Here is a 19,797-nt window from a genome sequence, read left to right on the forward strand (position 1 = left end):
GCATTTGTTTTTTGTTGAAATCACTAAAAAATTTATTTTATGAAAAAAATAATTCTAATCACTTTTTTATTTTGCACAACTATACAGTTTTATGACTTAAACGCTCAGGAATTGCCCCAATTAAAAAAAGAAGGCAACACGACCAGATTGTATGTAGATGGTAAACCATTTGTTATGGTTGCCGGAGAGTTGCATAACTCTACTTCCTCCAATTTAACTTATTTGGCCCCCATTTTTCCTAAATTAAAAGAAATGGGACTAAATACCGCTATCGCATCTATTGCATGGGAACAATTTGAACCTGAGGAGGGGAAATTTGATTATTCTATTATTGATGGGATGATAGCCCAGGCTCGTGCAAACAATCTGAAACTTTGTATCATATGGTTTGCAAGCTGGAAAAATGGACTTTCCACCTATACACCGCTTTGGGTAAAAAAAGATTCAAAACGTTTTTTTAAATTGAAACAAAGCAATGGCGACACCAGTGAAGTAATTTCAGCTTTTTGCAAGGAAGCACAGACGGCCGATGCAAAGGCATTCGTAGAGTTAATGAAACGAATAAAAGAAATAGACAAGGATCATACTGTTATAATGATGCAGGTAGAGAATGAAGTTGGTGCTTTTCAGGATATCGATTACAATAAGCAAGCACTTGATCTATTTAAGTCCCAGGTTCCGGAAACCTTGATTCGGTATTTGCAAAAAAACACAAATAATCTGAGTCCTGAAATGAAATCTGTCTGGCAAAGAAATGGAAGTAAAACTAAAGGAACATGGTCAGAAATATTTGCTGATGAAATGAAAAGTGCACAAAACTTTTTCATGACATGGCAATATGCCAAATATATAAATGAAATAGCCCGTTTGGGCAAAAACGAACTAAACCTTCCTATGTATGTAAATTGCTGGCTGGTTCTAAAACCTACTGATTTGCCCGGGGTATATCCAAATGGAGGGCCAGTATCGAGAGTAATGGATATTTACAAAGCTATTGCACCCGATGTTGATTTCTGCGCACCCGATATCTATGAACCCAACTATAAAGAAATAGTGGCGATGTATCATCGTTCTGATAATCCACTTTTTATTCCCGAAAGCACTACTGAACAGGCCCGTGCTTTTTATGCCTATGCAGAACATGATGCTATTTGCTTTGCTCCTTTTGGAATTGAAGATGCTTATACCAATTTAGCATATAGGCAGTCAATTTCTGTAATAAATGAATTAATGCCACACATAATTAAATATCAGGGAACAGGTAAAATGCGAGGTTTTATGCGTACTAAAAATAGTACTACCGACACCCTTACATTTGGTGATGATAAGGTAATTGTAGAATATGATAATTGGAACACTACTGGATATGGCCTGATTATTCAAACTGCCCCGGATGAATATATAGTAGCAGGAATTACGGCACGATTAAAATTTGAATCGGGTAATCCATCAAAGAAAATTCGCATTGGACAAGTCTTTGAAGGAAAGTTTGAGGGAGAACAATGGATAACCTCCCGTATGCTTAATGGTGACGAAACCTGGCATCATGACCGCCTGCTTGTAAAAGGGCGTCAGGCAATGATTGCTCAGACTTTAGAAGGACAAATAATTCCTCCCCAGCCCGGACTAAATCAACCTGTACCGGAATCAGCCAAGAATGTTGAAGTTCAGACTCCTGCTGTTTACAAAGTGACTACATATGAAATGAAATAAAAATAGTCTGTTTTTAAAGTTAATTGAAAGACAGTACCAGCCATCAATTCTGCCATCAATAAATGACATGGCAGTAGTTTGATAAATAAATAGAAAGAATACAATATCATGAAAAAAAGAAAAATTAACGTTTTAATATTACTATTTACGCTGTTGTCTGTCTATGGATGGGCACAAGAGCCTATATACTTAGATCAAAGCAAACCTATAGAAACTCGTATAAAAGATGCATTGTCAAGGATGACCCTAGAAGAAAAAGTGGCACTTTGCCATGCTCAGTCGAAATTCAGTTCAAAAGGAGTTGCGAGACTGGGTATTCCTGAGGTATGGTCTGCCGATGGGTCGCATGGTGTGAGCGATGAGAAATTATGGGATGAATGGAGCGGCGCTCAGTGGACCAATGACTCCTGTACCGCTTTTCCTGCCTTAACATGTCTTGCGGCAACATTCAATCCTGAAATTTCTTTGCTTTACGGCCAATCTATTGGAGAAGAAGCCCGATACCGAAACAAGACCATGTTGCTGGGACCGGGAGTCAATATTTATCGTACACCGCTCAATGGCCGGAATTTTGAATATATGGGTGAAGATCCTTTTTTGGCTTCAAGCATGGTAGTTCCCTACATTCAGGGTGTACAGTCTAATGGAGTTGCTGCGTGCGTTAAGCACTTTGCATTGAACAATCAGGAAATTTCCCGTGGCGAAATTAATGTAAATGTAAGTGACCGTGCATTGCATGAGATTTATTTTCCGGCCTTTAAAGCTGCGGTTCAGCAAGGGAATGTATGGTCAATCATGGGCGCATATAACAAAATATGGGGTGTGCATTGCTGTCACAACGACATTTTGTTGAATAAAATTCTAAAAAATGATTGGAATTTCGATGGTGTAGTGGTCAGTGACTGGGGTGGTGTACACAATACTGATGAAGCTGTCAATGGCGGTCTTGATATTGAGATGGGGACTTATACCAATGGATTGACAACACAAGGCCACTTCCCTTTTTCCAGTTATTATTTGGCCGATCCCTTCCTGAAAGGAATTAAATCGGGGAAATACGAAATATCGAAGATTGATGATAAAGCAAGCCGAATCCTGCGGATGATTTTTCGCACTACCATGAGTGCCAATCGTCCTTTCGGTCGTTTTGTATCACCTGAACATAGCCTGGCAGCGCGACAAATAGCACAAGAAGGAATTGTTCTTCTTAAAAACGACAAGCAGTTTTTGCCTATCCCACAAGGAAAATATAAGAAAATTGCTGTGATAGGAGAAAATGCGACACGTAGTCTGATTGTTGGTGGAGGTTCCACGTCGCTGAAAGCTGCTTATGAAGTTACGCCATTACAGGGATTAAAGAATAAATACGGTGAAAATCATATTCTTTACAGTATGGGATATGCTTCAGGCCGTTCGCTATATGGATCGGAAGAGCCCTCTAAGTTAAACATAGACTCATTGCAAAACGCAGCTATTGAGGTTGCCCGTCATGCGGATGTGGTTCTTTTTGTTGGCGGGTTGAATAAAAATTATTTTCAGGATTGTGAAAGTGGAGACCGTAAATCTCTTAGTTTGTCATTCGGGCAAGATAAGCTAATTGAAGCGATACAGAATGTCAATAAAAATGTTGCTGTAGTTTTACTAAGCGGAAATGCGGTTTTAATGCCTTGGCTGGATAAAACACCAGCTGTTGTGCAAGGGTGGTATCTTGGTTCTGAGGCAGGAAACGCCTTGGCAGATATTATTTCTGGTGATGTAAACCCTTCAGGGAAACTCCCTTTCTCATTTCCTAAAAAAATGGAGGATGTCGGGGCACATGCCTTTGGTAAACTCAGTTATCCCGGTGATGGTGTCAACGTGGATTACAAAGAGGATATTTTAGTAGGATACCGTTGGTATGACACTAAAAAAATTCCTGTTCTGTTTCCTTTCGGATATGGATTGAGTTATACAACATTCCAATACGGGAAACCTACCGTTTCTTCGAAATCAATTACAGCAACCGATTCATTAATGGTGACAATTTCAGTAAAAAATACAGGCAAGGTTACGGGAAAGGAAACAGTTCAATTGTATGTTAATGATGAAAAATCAAGTTTGCCACGTCCAATTAAAGAATTAAAAGGATTTAAGAAAATTTCTTTAGAGCCAGGAGAGGAAAAGACGGTGAGTTTTACCTTAACGAAAGAGGATCTTTCTTATTATGATGACAAAAAAAATACATGGATTGCAGAACCTGGTAATTTCAAAATTTTGATTGGCGCTTCGGCCACCGATATCAAGGGTACAGTAGATTTTATTTTGAAATAAGGCTTTATAATAAATTTTAATTTAACATGAAAAAAGTAATTATTCTTTTAGTTTATATTTTTGGTTTCTATCACTATTCAAACGCTCAGGGATATAAAAATCCTGTTATTTCTGGTTTTCATCCAGATCCCAGTGTGTGCAGGGTGGGTGATGATTATTATTTAGTTACCAGTAGTTTCGAATATTTTCCGGGAGTTCCGGTCTTTCACAGTAAAGACTTAATTAACTGGACAAAAATAGGGCATTGTCTGACCCGCCCTTCCCAAGTCAAATTAGATAAATGCGCTCCTTCTTCTGGTATTTACGCCCCTACAATTCGTTATCATGAAGGTCGTTTTTATATGGTTACCACAAATGTATCTGGTGGTGGAAACTTCTATGTGCATACTGATAATCCTGCAGGAGAATGGTCAGAGCCTGTTTTTGTAGAACAGGGAGGTATTGATCCTACGTTATACTTTGAAGACGACAAATGTTACTTTATGTCAAATGGTAAAGGCATCACAATTTGTGAAATAGATATTAAAACTGGAAAAAAACTTACCGAAAGCAGAATTGTATGGAATGGCACAGGAGGACGTTATCCCGAAGCACCGCATATTTATAAAAAAGACGGATGGTATTATTTGCTGATTTCAGAAGGTGGTACTGAATACGGACATAAAATGACAATTGCACGCAGCAGATCTATTTATGGACCTTATGACTCGAATCCATCTAATCCGATTGTCACCCATATGAATGAAAACGCACAAAACAATCCAATTCAAGGCACTGGACATGGTGATTTTATTCAGGCACATGATGGTTCGTGGTGGATGGTATTACTGGGCTTTCGTCCACAAAGCTTACTGCATCATGTATTGGGACGCGAAACATTTTTAGCTCCGGTAAGATGGGATGCAAATGCCTGGCCGGTGATAAATGGCAACGGGACAGTAGATATAAATATGAATGTACCTACTTTGCCTTTAAAACCCGTAAAGCAGCAAGCTTTCGCTACCGATTTTGATGAAGCGAAGCTAGGCGTTGATTGGAATTACCTCCGAAACCCATTCATGAATAATTATTCCCTAACGGAAAAGAAAGGTTCATTGAGGCTCAAAGCAAGCCTGGTTTCTTTGGATGATGCTGATTCTCCTACGTTTGTGGGACGCAGACAGGAGCATGTTGATTTTTCGGCTACCACTGTGTTATCGTTAAATGATGCAATGGAAGGTGACAAAGCAGGAATGACAATTTACTACTCGACTCAGGCGTATTATGAGATCTTTTTGAAAAAACCGGAAAAAGGTAAACGTAAACTAGTAGTACGTTATCATATGGGGCTGTTGAACCAAACGGCGTATGAGATGGAAATTCCTGCTGATAAAATTTATTTTAAAGTTAAAGGAGATAAGGATTTTTACTCGTTTTATTATTCCCTGGATGGTAAGCAATTTAATTTTTTAAGCAAGATAAACGTATGGTATCTGAGTTCTGAAACCAATGGAGGTTTCACAGGGGTTTATATTGGATTATATGCCGTATCCCAAAGTAAAAACACCAAAGCTTACGCCGATTTTGATAGGTTTATATACAAACCGGGAAGTTTAGAGTAATCTAGGTTTAATAGTATTTTGCTAGTAACTCGGGATTAATAAAATAATTAAAAGAACAATGAATAAAAAAAGAGAGAAAATAGTGTTTAAAAAAGAGATTTTGGTTACTCTAATCATTCTTTTTTGTAATTGTTTACAGGCCCAAACGGCAATGGTCAATGTTCAATCCAGGCATTTAACAAGTTTGAATGGGAAGTGGAATGTATTACTAGATCCAGGAAATATTGGGGGTTGGAAAAAATTTTGGATAGAACCAAAGCCTCAGAAAAAAACTGATTTCTTTGAATATTCCTTTAATGGTGCGCCGGAATTGAATGTTCCCGGTGATTTTAATTCGCAGCTGTGTGAACTCGCTTTTTATGAAGGTTCTGTTTGGTACAAAAAAACATTTCATGTTTCCAAAAAAAAAGAATCAAGACAGTTCCTGCATTTTGGAGCAGTCAATTATATTGCCGATGTGTATCTGAATGAAGAAAAAGTGGGAAGTCATGAAGGAGGTTTCACTCCCTTTCAATTTGAAATTACAGATAAAATAAAAGAAGGCAATAATATATTAATTGTACAAGTAGATAACCGCCGTGTAGGGAATGGAATTCCTGGTTATGGTTATGACTGGTTAAATTATGGAGGGATAACACGCGATGTAAATATTATTGAAACGCAAAACACTTACATTGACGACTATTCTATTCAGTTAAAAAAAGGAAGTTTGAATAATGTACTTGGTTGGATTCAACTAAACGGAGAGAAAACGAACCAAAAAATTAAAGTAAAAATACCTGAACTAAATATCGTTTATAAAACTACAACTGATGACAGCGGTTATGCAAAGATTGATTTTTCTTCTCGTTTTAAGTTATGGTCACCTGAAAACCCTAAACTTTATAAAGTAATTCTTGAAAGCGAAACCGATTCTATTATTGATGAAATTGGTTTTAGGAGTATCGAAGTTGAAGGAAGTAAAATCCTGCTAAATAAAAAAACTATTTTCATTAAGGCTGTAAATATTCATGAAGAAAACCCATTGAAAAAATCGAGAGCATATTCATTGGATGATGCCAAGTTATTATTGAATTCAGCCAAAGAATTAGGATGTAATCTGGTTAGGTTAGCACACTATCCACATAATGAAAATATGATTAAAGAAGCTGAAAAAATGGGATTAATGATATGGAATGAACTTCCAGTATATCAGAATATTCAATTTTCGGATAGTCTTGTTCCTAAAAAAATGGAGACAATGCTAAAAGAAATGATTAGCAGAGATAAAAACCGTTGTGGAGTTGTTGTCTGGAGTCTTTCGAACGAAACGTATTCGAGTACTCCAAACAGGGATAAAGCACTTCTTGATTTGACTGAAAAGTGCAAGGCAATCGATTCTACAAGATTAGTAACGCATGTTATAAATACACAAGGTTATACAAACAACTCATTTAATGTTTGGGACACACTATATAATTATTCCGATTTAATTGCTATTAACGAATACGTAGGCTGGTATGTTCCCTGGCAAGGAAAACCTTTGGAGGCAACATGGAAAGTGGCCTTTCCTAACAAACCTGTGTTTATCTCTGAATTCGGGGGAGAGGCCCTATTTGCAAACAAAAATGTTCCAACTGACCAAGCTTCTTCTTGGTCTGAAGAATATCAGCAGCAGATTTATAAAGATCAAATAGAAATGTTTAATACCATTCCTAATTTGAGCGGTGTTTGTCCATGGATATTGTATGATTACAGATCATTAGGCAGGATGCATCCGGTTTATCAAAAAGGATATAATAGAAAAGGATTGATATCTGAAAATGGTGATAAGAAAAAAGCCTGGTATATTATGAGCGAATACTATAAAAGAAAATGAGGGATTTAGCTTTAAAACACATCGTTGATTCTGCATATTATATTAACGTCTGAAATTTAAAATATACAGAATAAGATGAATAAAATTCAAAAAATAATTATAATATTGATTCTTTTGTGTTCAAAAGCTTTGTTTGGACAAACCACTTTTTATGTTGCTCCTAAAGGAAATGATACTAGTGAAGGGACGAAAACAAAACCATTTGCTACAATAAGCAAAGCAATAGCTGAAGCTCGTAAAATTTCGGGAAATGTTGATATCTACCTCAAGGAAGGAACTTTTTATTTACACTGCCCTATAGTATTCACAGCTGAAGATTCCCGAAAACAAAATGAAAAACTGACTATAAAAAATTTTGATAATCAAAAAGTAACTATCAGTGGCAGCGAGGTTTTGAATTTAAATTGGAAACCTTATAAAAATGGAATATGGCAGGCAAAAGTAGCGGAGAACCTCATTTTCGACCAATTATTTGTGAATGGGAAAATACAGCGAATGGCTCGATATCCAAATTTCGATTCCAGAGCTCAATATTATAATGGTTCAGCGGCAGATGCAGTATCAAAAGAACGGGCCAGCCTGTGGAAGTCGCCTGAAGGAGGTTATGTGCATGCACTGCATTCATCAAAATGGGGTGATTATCATTACCTTATTAAAGGAAAAGACAAACAAGGAGAACTGGTTCTTGAAGGCGGTTGGCAAAATAACCGACAAATGGGAATGCATAATGAGCTCCGATTTGTAGAAAATATTTTTGAGGAATTGGATACAATTAATGAATGGTTTTATAATAAGAAAACTAAAGTATTATATTATTATCCTCCAAATGGACAGGACATAAAAAAAGCAAAGTTTGAAACACCTCAAATACCTCATTTAATTGAATTTAAAGGCTCGGAAACCAAGCCCGTAAAAAATATTGATATTGAAGGAGTGACTCTGACCCAAACTGTACGCACCTTTATGGATAATAAGGAGCCATTGCTACGCAGTGACTGGACTATTTATCGAGGAGGTGCAGTATTTTATGATGGCGCGGTCAATTGTTCTCTCAAAAATTGTACACTTAGCAATCTTGGCAGTAATGCGGTGTTTTTTAATAATTATAATCGTAACTGTGAGGTTTCCGGATGCTTGATCTCAGAAATAGGTGCCAGCGCATTTTGTTTTGTAGGAGATCCTAATGCAGTACGTTCTCCAAGTTTTCAATATTATCAATATGTACCGTTAGATAAAATGGACCGTATGCCGGGGCCAAAAACAAACAATTACCCGGCAGAGTGTAAAGTGTACGATAATTTAATGTTTGATTTAGGAACAGTAGAAAAACAATCTGCTGGTGTACAACTCTCCATGTGCCAAAATATAACAGTAAGTCACAATACTATTTATGATATTCCAAGAGCAGGGGTAAATATTAATGAAGGCACTTGGGGCGGTCATATCATAGAATACAACGATATTTTTAACACTGTAAAAGAAACTGGAGATCATGGCTCGTTCAATTCATGGGGGAGAGACCGTTACTGGCATCCAGATAAAAAAGTGATGGATTCAATTGTTGAAAATAATTATAAGCTGGCCCTAGCCGATGTGGTCAAACCAATTGTTATCCAAAATAACCGCATGCGCTGCGACCATGGCTGGGATATCGATTTGGATGATGGTTCTGGTAATTACATTATTCGTAATAATTTATGCCTAAATGGAGGCATTAAATTGCGTGAAGGTGTAAATAGAGTGGTTGAAAACAATATTTTAGTCAATAATACTTTTCATCCGCATGTGTGGTTTAAAAATAGCAATGATGTCTTTAAACATAATATTGTTTTCAAAGGATATGAACCGATTAGCATTGAGGTCTGGGGAAAAGAAACAGATTATAATGTTTTTCCAGATTTAGCTTCTCTAGTACAAGCTCAAGCAAGAGGAACAGATCAACATTCTGTATATGGAGGTTTTGATTTTGTGAATCCTGAAGAAGGAGATTTTAGACTAAAAGAAGGTTCCATAGCTTTTTCAGTAGGGTTCAAAAATTTTCCAATGAACAACTTTGGGATAATTTCTACAAGATTAAAGACATTGTCTAAAAAAGTTAGCATTCCTAAAAGAGATATTTTTAAAAAGAATAGTGATGATGTGGTAATAGATTTTCTGGGAGCAAAAGTTAAAAACTTAAATACTTTGGGAGAAAGCTCTGCAACAGGAATGGACGATACCAGAGGTGTTCTTGTATTGGAAGTAGCAAAAACTTCTGAAGCTGCTAAATTTTTACAGGTGAATGACGTAATTCTTACTTTTAATAAAATACAAGTAAATTCACTGAGTGATTTATTAGAAGCATACAACTCACATATTGATTCGAAAACCGAAGTAGTTTTTTTTCGAAATCAGAAAAAAGAAAAAAAATGGGTTGAATTAAAGAATAAAAAATGAATCAATGCGCGATTAAGATACTTTCTAAGGGCAAATAAACGCTTGAAAAAAAGCTTATGGCAATAATTACTTTTTTACTTCTTATGCAGTATATAATTTTTATTCGCTTTTAACTAAATGAAACGAATTAAAAAACTTTAAAAACAGATGAGTTCACTATAAACTTGCGATTCCAAAGCTAAAAAAAGGCAAATAATACATTAAGGCCTGATATCTAATACATTTTAAAGCCTTTTAGATATTTAATAAAAGTTAGTTTTACCCTCCTTTAAAATGATTGTTTTAATGATAATTATATAGTTAATAAACCAACCTGAATTAAGACACGGTTTTAATCAGATAAACAATCATCATCACAAAAGGAGAATATCATATTATAAAAACTAGCCAATTAAATATTTAAAAATGAGAAAATCAACCAAATCATTAATCATTGTTACCGGACTTTTAATGTCTGCAAATGTGTGGTCTCAGTTGCCAAAGGCACAGGAAATTGCTAAAAGGATGCATGTTGGGTGGAACTTAGGCAATACACTCGAAGCAACGTGTGATGAAAATGCCTGGGGAGCAGGAAAGACATCACAAAAACTAATTGATTCTGTTAAGGCAGCCGGATTTAATACAGTGCGAATTCCGGTATCCTGGTTTTGTCATTCTGATACAGTTTCCAATAAAATAAATGAAAAGTGGATAGCACGTGTAAAAGAGGTAGTTGATTATTGTATTAAGGACGATCTCTATGTAATCATTAATATGCACTGGGACAAAGGTTGGTTAGAAAACAGAATTAATACAGCCAATCAGAAAGAGGTAAACAAAAGACAACATATTTATTGGACCCAAATAGCAAAATACTTTAAAAATTATGACGAGCACCTGCTTTTTGCAGGGGCAAATGAACCTAATGCTGCTAATGCTGCACAACTCGATATTCTAATGTCTTATTATCAGACTTTTGTAAATGCTGTTCGTGAAACAGGAGGAAATAATGCTTCCAGAACAATCATTGTTCAGGGACCAGAAACAAATATCGAGAAAACGCTCGATCTACTGAACAGTTTGCCTAAAGATAAAATTCAAGACCGTATGATGGTTGAAGTGCATTATTATACACCTTTTCAATTTTGTCTGATGGAAAAAGAGGCGGCATGGGGCAAGCCATTTTACTATTGGGGTAAGGACAATCATTCTAAAACTGATGTGGAACATAATTCTACCTGGGGGGAAGAAACAATGGTTGATAAACTTTTTGGCGACTTGAAAACAAAATATGTTGACAAAGGAATACCAGTAATACTTGGTGAATTTGGAGCCTATAAGCGTAAACTTAGTGCCCCTTCAGATCAGGTACTTAACGAAAGATCTGTGGAATTCTATGGCAAATATGTTGTAAAATCGGCTCTTGAAAACGGAATTATACCCTATTATTGGGATACTCCCAATAACTTATTTAATCGTGATTCAGGACAAGTATTGGATAGAGGGGTTTTAAAAGCGATGATGGAAGGAGCCAAAGAGACAAAGAAAAAATAATATCCAAGTAATCAAGGTGTAACAGTATTAATTTTAATTAGCAAGAAAACGTATTATTACCAAGCGTTATGACCAATACAACACTGATAGATTTAAAGAGCTGATAAAAGCGTGACGATAAAAGCTAAAGGAAACTTAATTGGGAGTTGCTCACTTACACTTTAGACACCACAATACTTTTCCGAGGTTTTCCAGGATTAGTATCGGACTTTTTTCTATGGAAGAAGTTCAGTCAATTTAAAAAATTCAAATACAACCATTAACAACTAACCAACAACAAATAACATGAATTCATTACAAATATATGATTACCTGGTTTTTTTATTCTATTTCTTCCTGGTTGCGGGCTATGGATTTTATATCCATAATCGAAAGAAAAAAGCAAGTATTTCGGCTTCTCACGATTATTTTCTCGCAGAAGGTTCTTTAACGTGGTGGGCAATTGGAACATCGTTAATAGCTTCAAATATTTCTTCGGAACAATTTATTGCTATGTCCGGAAATGGTTTCAAAATGGGATTAGCAATTGCCACATATGAATGGATGGCTGCATTGACATTAATTATAGTAGCTGTCTTTTTTATTCCTGTTTATTTAAAAAACAAGATATATACTATGCCACAATTTTTAAGTGAAAGCTATAATGGAAATGTTGCCATGATTATGGCTGTATTTTGGTTGTTGCTTTATGTGATTGTTAATTTGACTTCCATTCTTTATTTAGGGGCATTGGCCATAAATGGAATTTCGGGAATCAATGTCGATTTATGTATGTATGCTTTAGCTATTTTTGCCATTATTATTGCCTTAGGGGGAATGAAAGTTATTGGATACACCGATGTTATTCAGGTTGTTTTCTTAATATTTGGTGGTTTAGTAACTACTTATTTAGCTTTAGATAAAGTTGCTGACTTAAATGGACAGCAGGGTATAATTCATGGATTCAACTATATGATGAATCAATCTGGGGATCATTTTCATATGATTTTCAAGAAGGATAATGCCAATTTTCCTAGTTTACCAGGATTGACGGTTTTATTGGGAGGAATGTGGATTGTAAACCTAAATTATTGGGGTTGCAACCAATATATTACTCAAAGAGCTTTAGGGGCTGATTTAAAAACAGCCCGAAGCGGAATCTTGTTTGCTGCTTTCTTAAAACTATTGATGCCTGTGATTGTGGTATTACCAGGAATTGCTGCTTTTGTCATTCACATGAAAGGTGGTTTGCAAACTGAAATGCTTGGAACTGATGGAGTGTTAAATCCTGATAGAGCCTACCCTGTATTATTGAACTTATTGCCAACGGGATTAAAAGGTTTGTCATTTGCAGCGTTAACAGCAGCTGTGGTTGCATCATTGGCAGGAAAGGTAAATAGTATCTCCACTATTTTTACGCTTGATATTTTTAAGAAAAAAATTCAACCTGAAGCTACTGAAAAGAAAATGGTGCAAGTGGGTAAAATGACAGTTGTAGTTTCTATGTTTATTGCCGTGATAATTGCTCCATTCCTGGGTATTGACAAAAAAGGGGGTTTTGAATTTATTCAAGAGTATACTGGATTTGTAAGTCCTGGAATTTTTGCCATGTTTATTTTAGGTTTCTTCTGGAAAAAAACAAGTTCTAATGCAGCTATGTTTGCTACAATTGGAGGCTTCATTTTATCAGTAATGTTTAAATTCCTGCCAAATTTCATGAATTTAGAATTCTTGAGCAGTACAGGATTTGCCACATTGGTAGAACAAAAAGATATGACATTTGTTTATGAAATTCCTTTTTTAGACCGAATGGGATTTGTTTTTGTAATATGTGTTTTGTTTATGATTGCAATTAGCCTATTTGATGCTAAGAGACAAGTCAATGTAAAGGGATTAGAGGTCGATACAAAAATGTTTAAAGTCAATAATGGCTTTTTAGCAGGCAGCCTTATTATAATAGGAGTGTTAGTTGCTTTGTATTCAATATTCTGGTAGGAAATGATTTATATATTAAGAAAAATGAAAAATGATTTGTTTTTATTAAAATTTAAAAAATAGTGTTTAAAGTATCCAAAAAAAGAGGGTTATTGTATCCAAAATTAATTTTGAATGGTACAAAAGCCCTCTTTTTTTTTATTATTATTACATAACTTTCAGTAATATTTGACAGGCTAATTTGCGTTTAAATAAAAAGAAGTTTGATTTTATCTATATTTTTTTTTAGAGTTTTTTATAAGCTTTTAAGTATTCAGATGGTGATAAGCCAAACTCTTCGCGGAAGTATTTTGAAAATATTTTCGGAGAGTTGAAACCTACCTGATGTGCTATTTGAGAAATCTGCAATTGACTTTTTTCAAGAAGCTGGCGTCCTCGCTTTAATCGGATTGTACGAATAAATTCAGCGGGGCCTTTACCTGTAATTATTATTAATTTTTTATATAAATGTCCTCGGCTTAGACCTAGATCGGCTCCTAGAATTTCAACTGAAAATTGGAGATTGCCTAAATTATCTTCTACTATCTTTATTGCTTTTTTTATAAACATTTCATCTAAAGATGTAATGGTGATTTCACTAGGATTAACATCGATTTTTTGACTAAATGCCCTATGGCTTTTTTTTGTCCATTCAATAAATTTTTGAATACGCAGTCTAAGAAGATTAAAGTGAAATGGTTTAGTAATGTAATCATCTGCACCCAATTCTAATCCTTCTATCTGATGTTCTTCTGCCGTACGCGCGGTTAATAAAATAATTGGGATATGAGACCAATGAATATTTGTTTTTACTTGTTTGCAGAGCTCAATTCCATCCATAACCGGCATCATAACATCGCTTACGATAATTGTTACAGCATATTTGTTTAATTGTTCTATTGCTTCTTGTCCATTATAAGCTGTTGCTACAGAATATTCATCCCCAAGGTTATCAGCCATGAAATCACAAAAATCTTTATTATCATCTACAAATAGTAATATTGGCTTACTACGAATAATTTCTTTTTTTTCAATATTTTCCACATTATCGTAGCTGGATTGTATAGTTGTAAGGGGCCTTTGGGCATTATCTATTTCCCTAATGGGAATTTTAAAAGTAAATATGCATCCTTTTGGTGTGTTATCCTTTATTGTGATAGTCCCGCCATGCAGATTTACATATTCATTTGCAATATGTAAGCCAATGCCGCTGCCGGTTTCACCTTGTCTTTGTGGAGCTTGATAAAATCGTTCAAAAACATGTGTTTTATCCTCATCATTTATTCCTGAACCTGTATCGGAGACCCTTACGCAAACATCATCTTCCTCTTTGCTTATATGTATGCTAATATTTCCGCCATCAGGTGTATATTTAAATGCATTAGAAAGAAGGTTGGTAAGTGTTTTCTGTATTTTATCTTTATCAAATTGCATTAATAAGTTTTCCAATTCACTGCTTACCGATAAGTGAATGTTGCGTTCATCTGCATAAACACTAAAGGAGGCATGGATATCCCTGATGAAATTTATAAAATTTCCTGATTTTAAATTTAATGTATCTATCCCAACATCCAGTTTGCGAAAGTCCAGCAGCGAATTTATTAATGAAAGCAATTGATTGGCATTTTTATACATAATGCTCAGCTTGTTTCTCATATTTTCTTCCATTGTACCACTTAGCAAAACCTGAAGCGGTGTTGTAATTAGGGTCAATGGGGTACGCAAATCATGACTTATATTTGTAAAGAACTTGAGTTTCATCTCATTTATTTGCCATTCTTTTTCACGATCCATTTTTATTCGATGTTCTTCTATTTTTAACAGATTGCGGACTTTTGATTTATGGTTAAGATATAAAAGGATAACAATACCTATTATTCCATAGATGCAAAATGCCCAAAGGGATAAATAAAAAGGGGGTGTTACACTTATAGGCAATACTGTGGCATTATTTTTCCATACACCATCGCTATTAGATGCCTTTATTAAAAGTTTGTAATCGCCAGGAGGGAGGGCAGATAATATTATTTTATTTTCTTGAATTGGAATCCATTCTGTATCAAATCCTTCAATTTTATAAATGTATTTCACTTTATCAGCATTAAGTAAATCGGCTGTTGTAAATTTTAAGGTGATGAGTTTATCGTCATGTTTGAAGGTAAGCCCGGAAGTTAATTCCGTTGAATGCTCAAGTAATTTACGGCCATTATAAATCGAATCAACTTCAATGTTTTGATTACCGACGCTTAATCCGGCAAAAACAATTTTTGCTATTGGCCGATTCTTTTCAACTAATTTATTTGGATTAAGAATAGTATATCCATCTATGTTTCCAAGTAAAAAATCTCCATTCCTTAGCTTAATTATGGAATGCCTATTGAAATAATTATCCATAAGGCCATCTTTAATGGAGTAATTTTTACTTGTTATGATTAGTTTTTCATTTATATTACGTTTAACAGTTAATATGGAGAGCCCATTACTTGTGGTGACCCAAATGTTATTCCTGCCATCTTCCAGAATGCCTTTGGTAGAATTATCACATAAGCCATTTGACTTGTTAAAGTAGTAGATAGTATCTTCCTTTTGATCCCATATGTCTAAGCCGTTATTATGAGCGAGCCATATAACATCGTGTTTATCTTTATAAACACTTGATATTTGAAGTTGCTTAAATTTTTGATTTCCCTTCTTATTTCCATAATACATTACATTTTTATTATTTGTAATATCAATTACAGAAAGTCCATAGCTTGTCCCGACAAAGATTTTATCTCCTCCATCATAAAACATATCCAGTGCATATACATCTTCTTTAAAAGGGGATAGCAAAAAATCAAAATTTGCAGCAGCAGCTGGTAGTAATTGGATTTTTCCCCCCAGCGTTCCAATCCAAATATTCCCATACCTGTCCTCCATTAAGCTCCAAATATTGTTATTGCTTAATTTACTATTTTCTTTGGTATATTGAACCATTTTACCTTTTTGATAGCAAAACAAACCTTTCTTAAAGGTTCCTATCCAAATACGGCCTTTACGGTCTTCTATTATAGACATTATTGAAGTATTTGAAATGGGAAGTTTTACGATGTTTTCTGATTGCTTTTCTTTCAAAAACAATCCTTTCCCATCAGTTCCAAGCCAAATATTTTCCCTATGATCTTCCATTATTGCACTAATATCGGAACATTGGGGATATTTAAAATTTATGAAATTTCTAAAACTCTCATTGTAAAATGAAAGCCCTTTTTTACTGTGGCCAATCCAAATAGTTTCATTATTATCGCGATATAAACAGTTTATGTTGTTGGAAGATAATGAGTTATCTTTCCATGAATCATAAACAATATTTGTCATTAAATTTCTGGTTTTGTCATAAATGAACAATCCATTGTGGTCTGTACCAATCCAAACTTCTCCGGGACTATTCTCAACAATACTTGTAACAGTATTACTTTCAATGGTTACCTGAGATTTTAATACCATTGTTTTCCATTGCTGAGTTTGTTTATTCCTATATGAAATCTGATCTGAATCACCATATACCCATAAATCGTTGTCGCTATCAAAAAAAATTTTGGCCGGATAATTAGCTGTTTTTTTATTAATTGAGTCGGGTAATTTTATCAAAGTAAGTTTGCCCGACTTACCGTTTAATTGCCAACATTTACCAGAGGGTTGGATATAATACAAAGACTCGCCATTATCAGTTATATTAATTGAAGAGACGTCCTTTATGGAATCCTTTACATTGAAAACCGATATATGTTGTTTCTTAAAATTGTAGAGAAAAATTTTTTTATTGTTTAGAACCCATAAATTTCGTTTTTTGTCGACATAAATCTTATAATTTTGATCAGTCTGTATGTGTAATTTTTTTAAAAATAATTTTACGTCTGAAATAAAACAATCCTTATCTCTCCAGTATACCATATAAGTATACCCGAGGTCTACCCAAATATTTCCCCGACCATCTTCTTGTAATCCATAAATATTGTTTGATAGCAATGCATTAGGCTTTCCTGGATTGGTTGTATAAACTTTGAATCCATATCCGTCGTATCTGTTTAAGCCCCCTTCAGTTCCTATCCAAAGAAATCCGTAATTGTCTCTTAGTATTGCCTTTACATTGGTGCTCGGAAGCCCTTCATTGGTATTCAAATGATGAAAAATATAATTTGACTGTGCAACAATATTTTGGAATGAAGTAATCCAAATAAATCCAAGAATATATAACTGTATTTTATATTTTTTCATCTTATAATAAGTTTATAATATCTATGAGGGATACTCTAGCTTTGCACGATTCTTAATTTTATATTAAAAATAATACATTTGGTTGTTCAGCTTTTATTTTAACCCTAAAAAACTGTTTGTCAATTTCTAATCCGATTCTTGCCAAACTGTTACTCCTCCGGGTTGTACTGTTTTAGTTCCTATTAATATCTTTGCTTTACCGGATATGTTTTTTAGTTCGTAATTATCAGAGGAATAGTTTACCGCTACCCAAAAACCATCATGCCATTTTACATACACGCCTTCAGGATAATTTTCGATTGTTATATTCGCCTGAGCATATACTTCTCTCAGGACATCTCTCTCAAGTTGGGTATCGTCTGTATCAACCCCAATATAAGTGATGGTTCCTTTTTCTATTTTATTGGTAACAACTGCAGCTTTCCCCGCATAAAATTGATTGGTATAGGTTGCCAATACATTTTCGGACTTGTTAGCAGTAATCAAATCTGCCCAATTGTTCCAATTATAATCTTTATTAAAGCCTTTTATAGTTCCTTTAGCATAGGGTAATAAATGATCAAAGTCATCAATATTGGCATCAATTAAGGGATAAATAGATTGTCCCCAACCCCCGACAAATAGATGGCCATTTCGATCTTTAACCCCTGTGCGCACAGTTAGTACCAAATTTCCACCTTTTTTAACATAATTAGTCCATTTGGTAATAAGCTTGTTGTCAACCAACTCAAAGGCAGGAGCAATGACAACAGCATACTGGTCTAAGTCATCATCTTCATAGGCTATATTTACAGGGGCTCCAAACGATTTTACTATTTCTAAATATTTTTGAAAAAATTGCAAGGTATTCCACTGACTTGTTTGCCCCTGACGGCCCATGCTCCATAAATTATCATAATTCCATAATAAAGCAGTTTTGCGCGTTTTGATTTCTTTTGGAACTTTTGCATTAGGTTTGTAAGCATCGCGTAATAATTTCATTTCGCTAATCGTTTGCTTGTAATCTTTTCCGCCCTGAGATAAGGTAACGCCATCTAATTTGGTAATGCCACTGTGGTATTGTTCTGCACCATAATTAATTTGTCTATATCGATACGAGCAGGCAAATGACATATCTTCTGCAAAACAATGAAATAGCCACATACGTACTGCTCCCGGCTGCAATAATGGATTTACATTTCCCCAATTCACAAATCCTGGCTGAAGTTCCATAATTCCGGAAATTTTACTATCAGGTTTGAAAAAGCTCAAGGCAAATGAAAGTTCTTTGGGATCTCCCAGTCGAAATCCTTTATCCCCTATATTGGCATTTCCTTTATTTAGATAACTTGTAAACGAATTAAAATCTAATTCTTTGGTTCTTCTGGGGTCGGCAAAAGGTGTAGTGGCGGTGTAGTTAGTCGTAATGAATTGATTTTTAGAAATTAAAGGTCTGAGAATATTCGCCTGATAATCTAAAAATTCTGCCTGTGTATCGGCGGTATACCGCTTAAAATCTAATAAGGCATGCGGATTAGTTCCCCACCATCCTACATGATTTGCATTGTGAATCTTAATTTGACTAAAATCGCTATAAGTTTGACTCCAAAACTGGGCTCCCCAAGCATTATTAAGAGCGCTTATGGTTTTGTATTTATTTTCTAACCATTTTCTAAAAGCTTCTTGAGAAGAAGGACTATAATCTTCCTTCGCTTCGGGTTCATTATCTAATTGCCAGCCTATTACGTTAGGATTATTACCATAGCGCTCGCCTAGTTTTGTAATTATTTTTTTAGAAAAATTTCTCCAAACCGGATTGCTTAATGATTGCTGTGCTCTGGTTCCATGTTCTGCACGCTGATAATCAGACCCCATGGCATAAATTTCCGGATATTTAATACCCATCCATACAGGCGAAATAGCAGTTGGTGTACCTAAAATAACTTTCAATTTATACTTAGCCGCCAGGGTAATAACTTCATCTAGCCATTCAAATTTATAATCGCCTTCTTGAGGTTCCATATCTATCCATGCAAATTCAGCGATGTGGATAAATTCAAAGCCAATCTTTGAAATATTGCTAATATCCCGTTCCCAGTCATTTTTATTCCAATGCTCTGGATAATAATAAATTCCCATGGACATTAGATTTTCCTT

At 35.0% G+C, this 19,797-nt stretch carries 9 protein-coding genes; 7 read left to right on the forward strand and 2 right to left on the reverse strand.

From position 1 onward, the window contains the following. Positions 1-39 precede the first annotated feature (39 nt). From NLJ00_RS14580 to NLJ00_RS14610, 7 genes are all read left to right on the forward strand, one after another. On the forward strand, positions 40-1,713 hold the full coding sequence (locus NLJ00_RS14580; protein WP_256634293.1) for a GH35 family beta-galactosidase: 1,674 nt from the start codon (positions 40-42) through the stop codon (positions 1,711-1,713). 108 nt (positions 1,714-1,821) lie between these two features. Then, positions 1,822-4,023: a beta-glucosidase family protein gene (locus NLJ00_RS14585; protein ID WP_256634294.1), complete on the forward strand. Its 2,202-nt coding sequence runs from the start codon at positions 1,822-1,824 to the stop codon at positions 4,021-4,023. Positions 4,024-4,049: 26 nt separating this feature from the next. Further along, complete coding sequence (locus tag NLJ00_RS14590) at positions 4,050-5,624, forward strand: glycoside hydrolase family 43 protein (protein WP_408611577.1); 1,575 nt, start codon at positions 4,050-4,052, stop codon at positions 5,622-5,624. Between the two features lie 58 nt (positions 5,625-5,682). Further along, complete coding sequence (locus tag NLJ00_RS14595) at positions 5,683-7,482, forward strand: glycoside hydrolase family 2 protein (protein WP_256634296.1); 1,800 nt, start codon at positions 5,683-5,685, stop codon at positions 7,480-7,482. A 75-nt stretch (positions 7,483-7,557) separates the two neighbouring features. Further along, entirely contained in the window at positions 7,558-9,918 is a 2,361-nt protein-coding gene (locus tag NLJ00_RS14600) for a right-handed parallel beta-helix repeat-containing protein (protein WP_256634297.1), read from the forward strand. Between the two features lie 405 nt (positions 9,919-10,323). Then, positions 10,324-11,451 carry a glycoside hydrolase family 5 protein gene (locus NLJ00_RS14605; RefSeq protein WP_256634298.1) on the forward strand — a complete coding sequence of 376 codons (1,128 nt, stop codon included), beginning with the start codon at positions 10,324-10,326 and terminating at the stop codon, positions 11,449-11,451. Positions 11,452-11,736: 285 nt separating this feature from the next. Beyond that, positions 11,737-13,425: a sodium:solute symporter family transporter gene (locus NLJ00_RS14610; RefSeq protein WP_256634299.1), complete on the forward strand. Its 1,689-nt coding sequence runs from the start codon at positions 11,737-11,739 to the stop codon at positions 13,423-13,425. Positions 13,426-13,650: 225 nt separating this feature from the next. Here NLJ00_RS14610 and NLJ00_RS14615 read toward each other — a convergent pair whose 3' ends face one another. Then, positions 13,651-17,661 (reverse strand): hybrid sensor histidine kinase/response regulator transcription factor, encoded by a 4,011-nt coding sequence (locus NLJ00_RS14615; protein WP_256634300.1) that lies wholly within the window; start codon positions 17,659-17,661, stop codon positions 13,651-13,653. A gap of 126 nt (positions 17,662-17,787) precedes the next feature. After that, positions 17,788-19,779 carry a beta-galactosidase gene (locus NLJ00_RS14620; RefSeq protein ID WP_256634301.1) on the reverse strand — a complete coding sequence of 664 codons (1,992 nt, stop codon included), beginning with the start codon at positions 19,777-19,779 and terminating at the stop codon, positions 17,788-17,790. Between the last annotated feature and the right edge of the window lie 18 nt (positions 19,780-19,797).

The sequence above is a fragment of the Flavobacterium panici genome, assembly GCF_024499525.1.
GTDB classification, from domain to species: Bacteria; Bacteroidota; Bacteroidia; order Flavobacteriales; family Flavobacteriaceae; genus Flavobacterium; species Flavobacterium panici.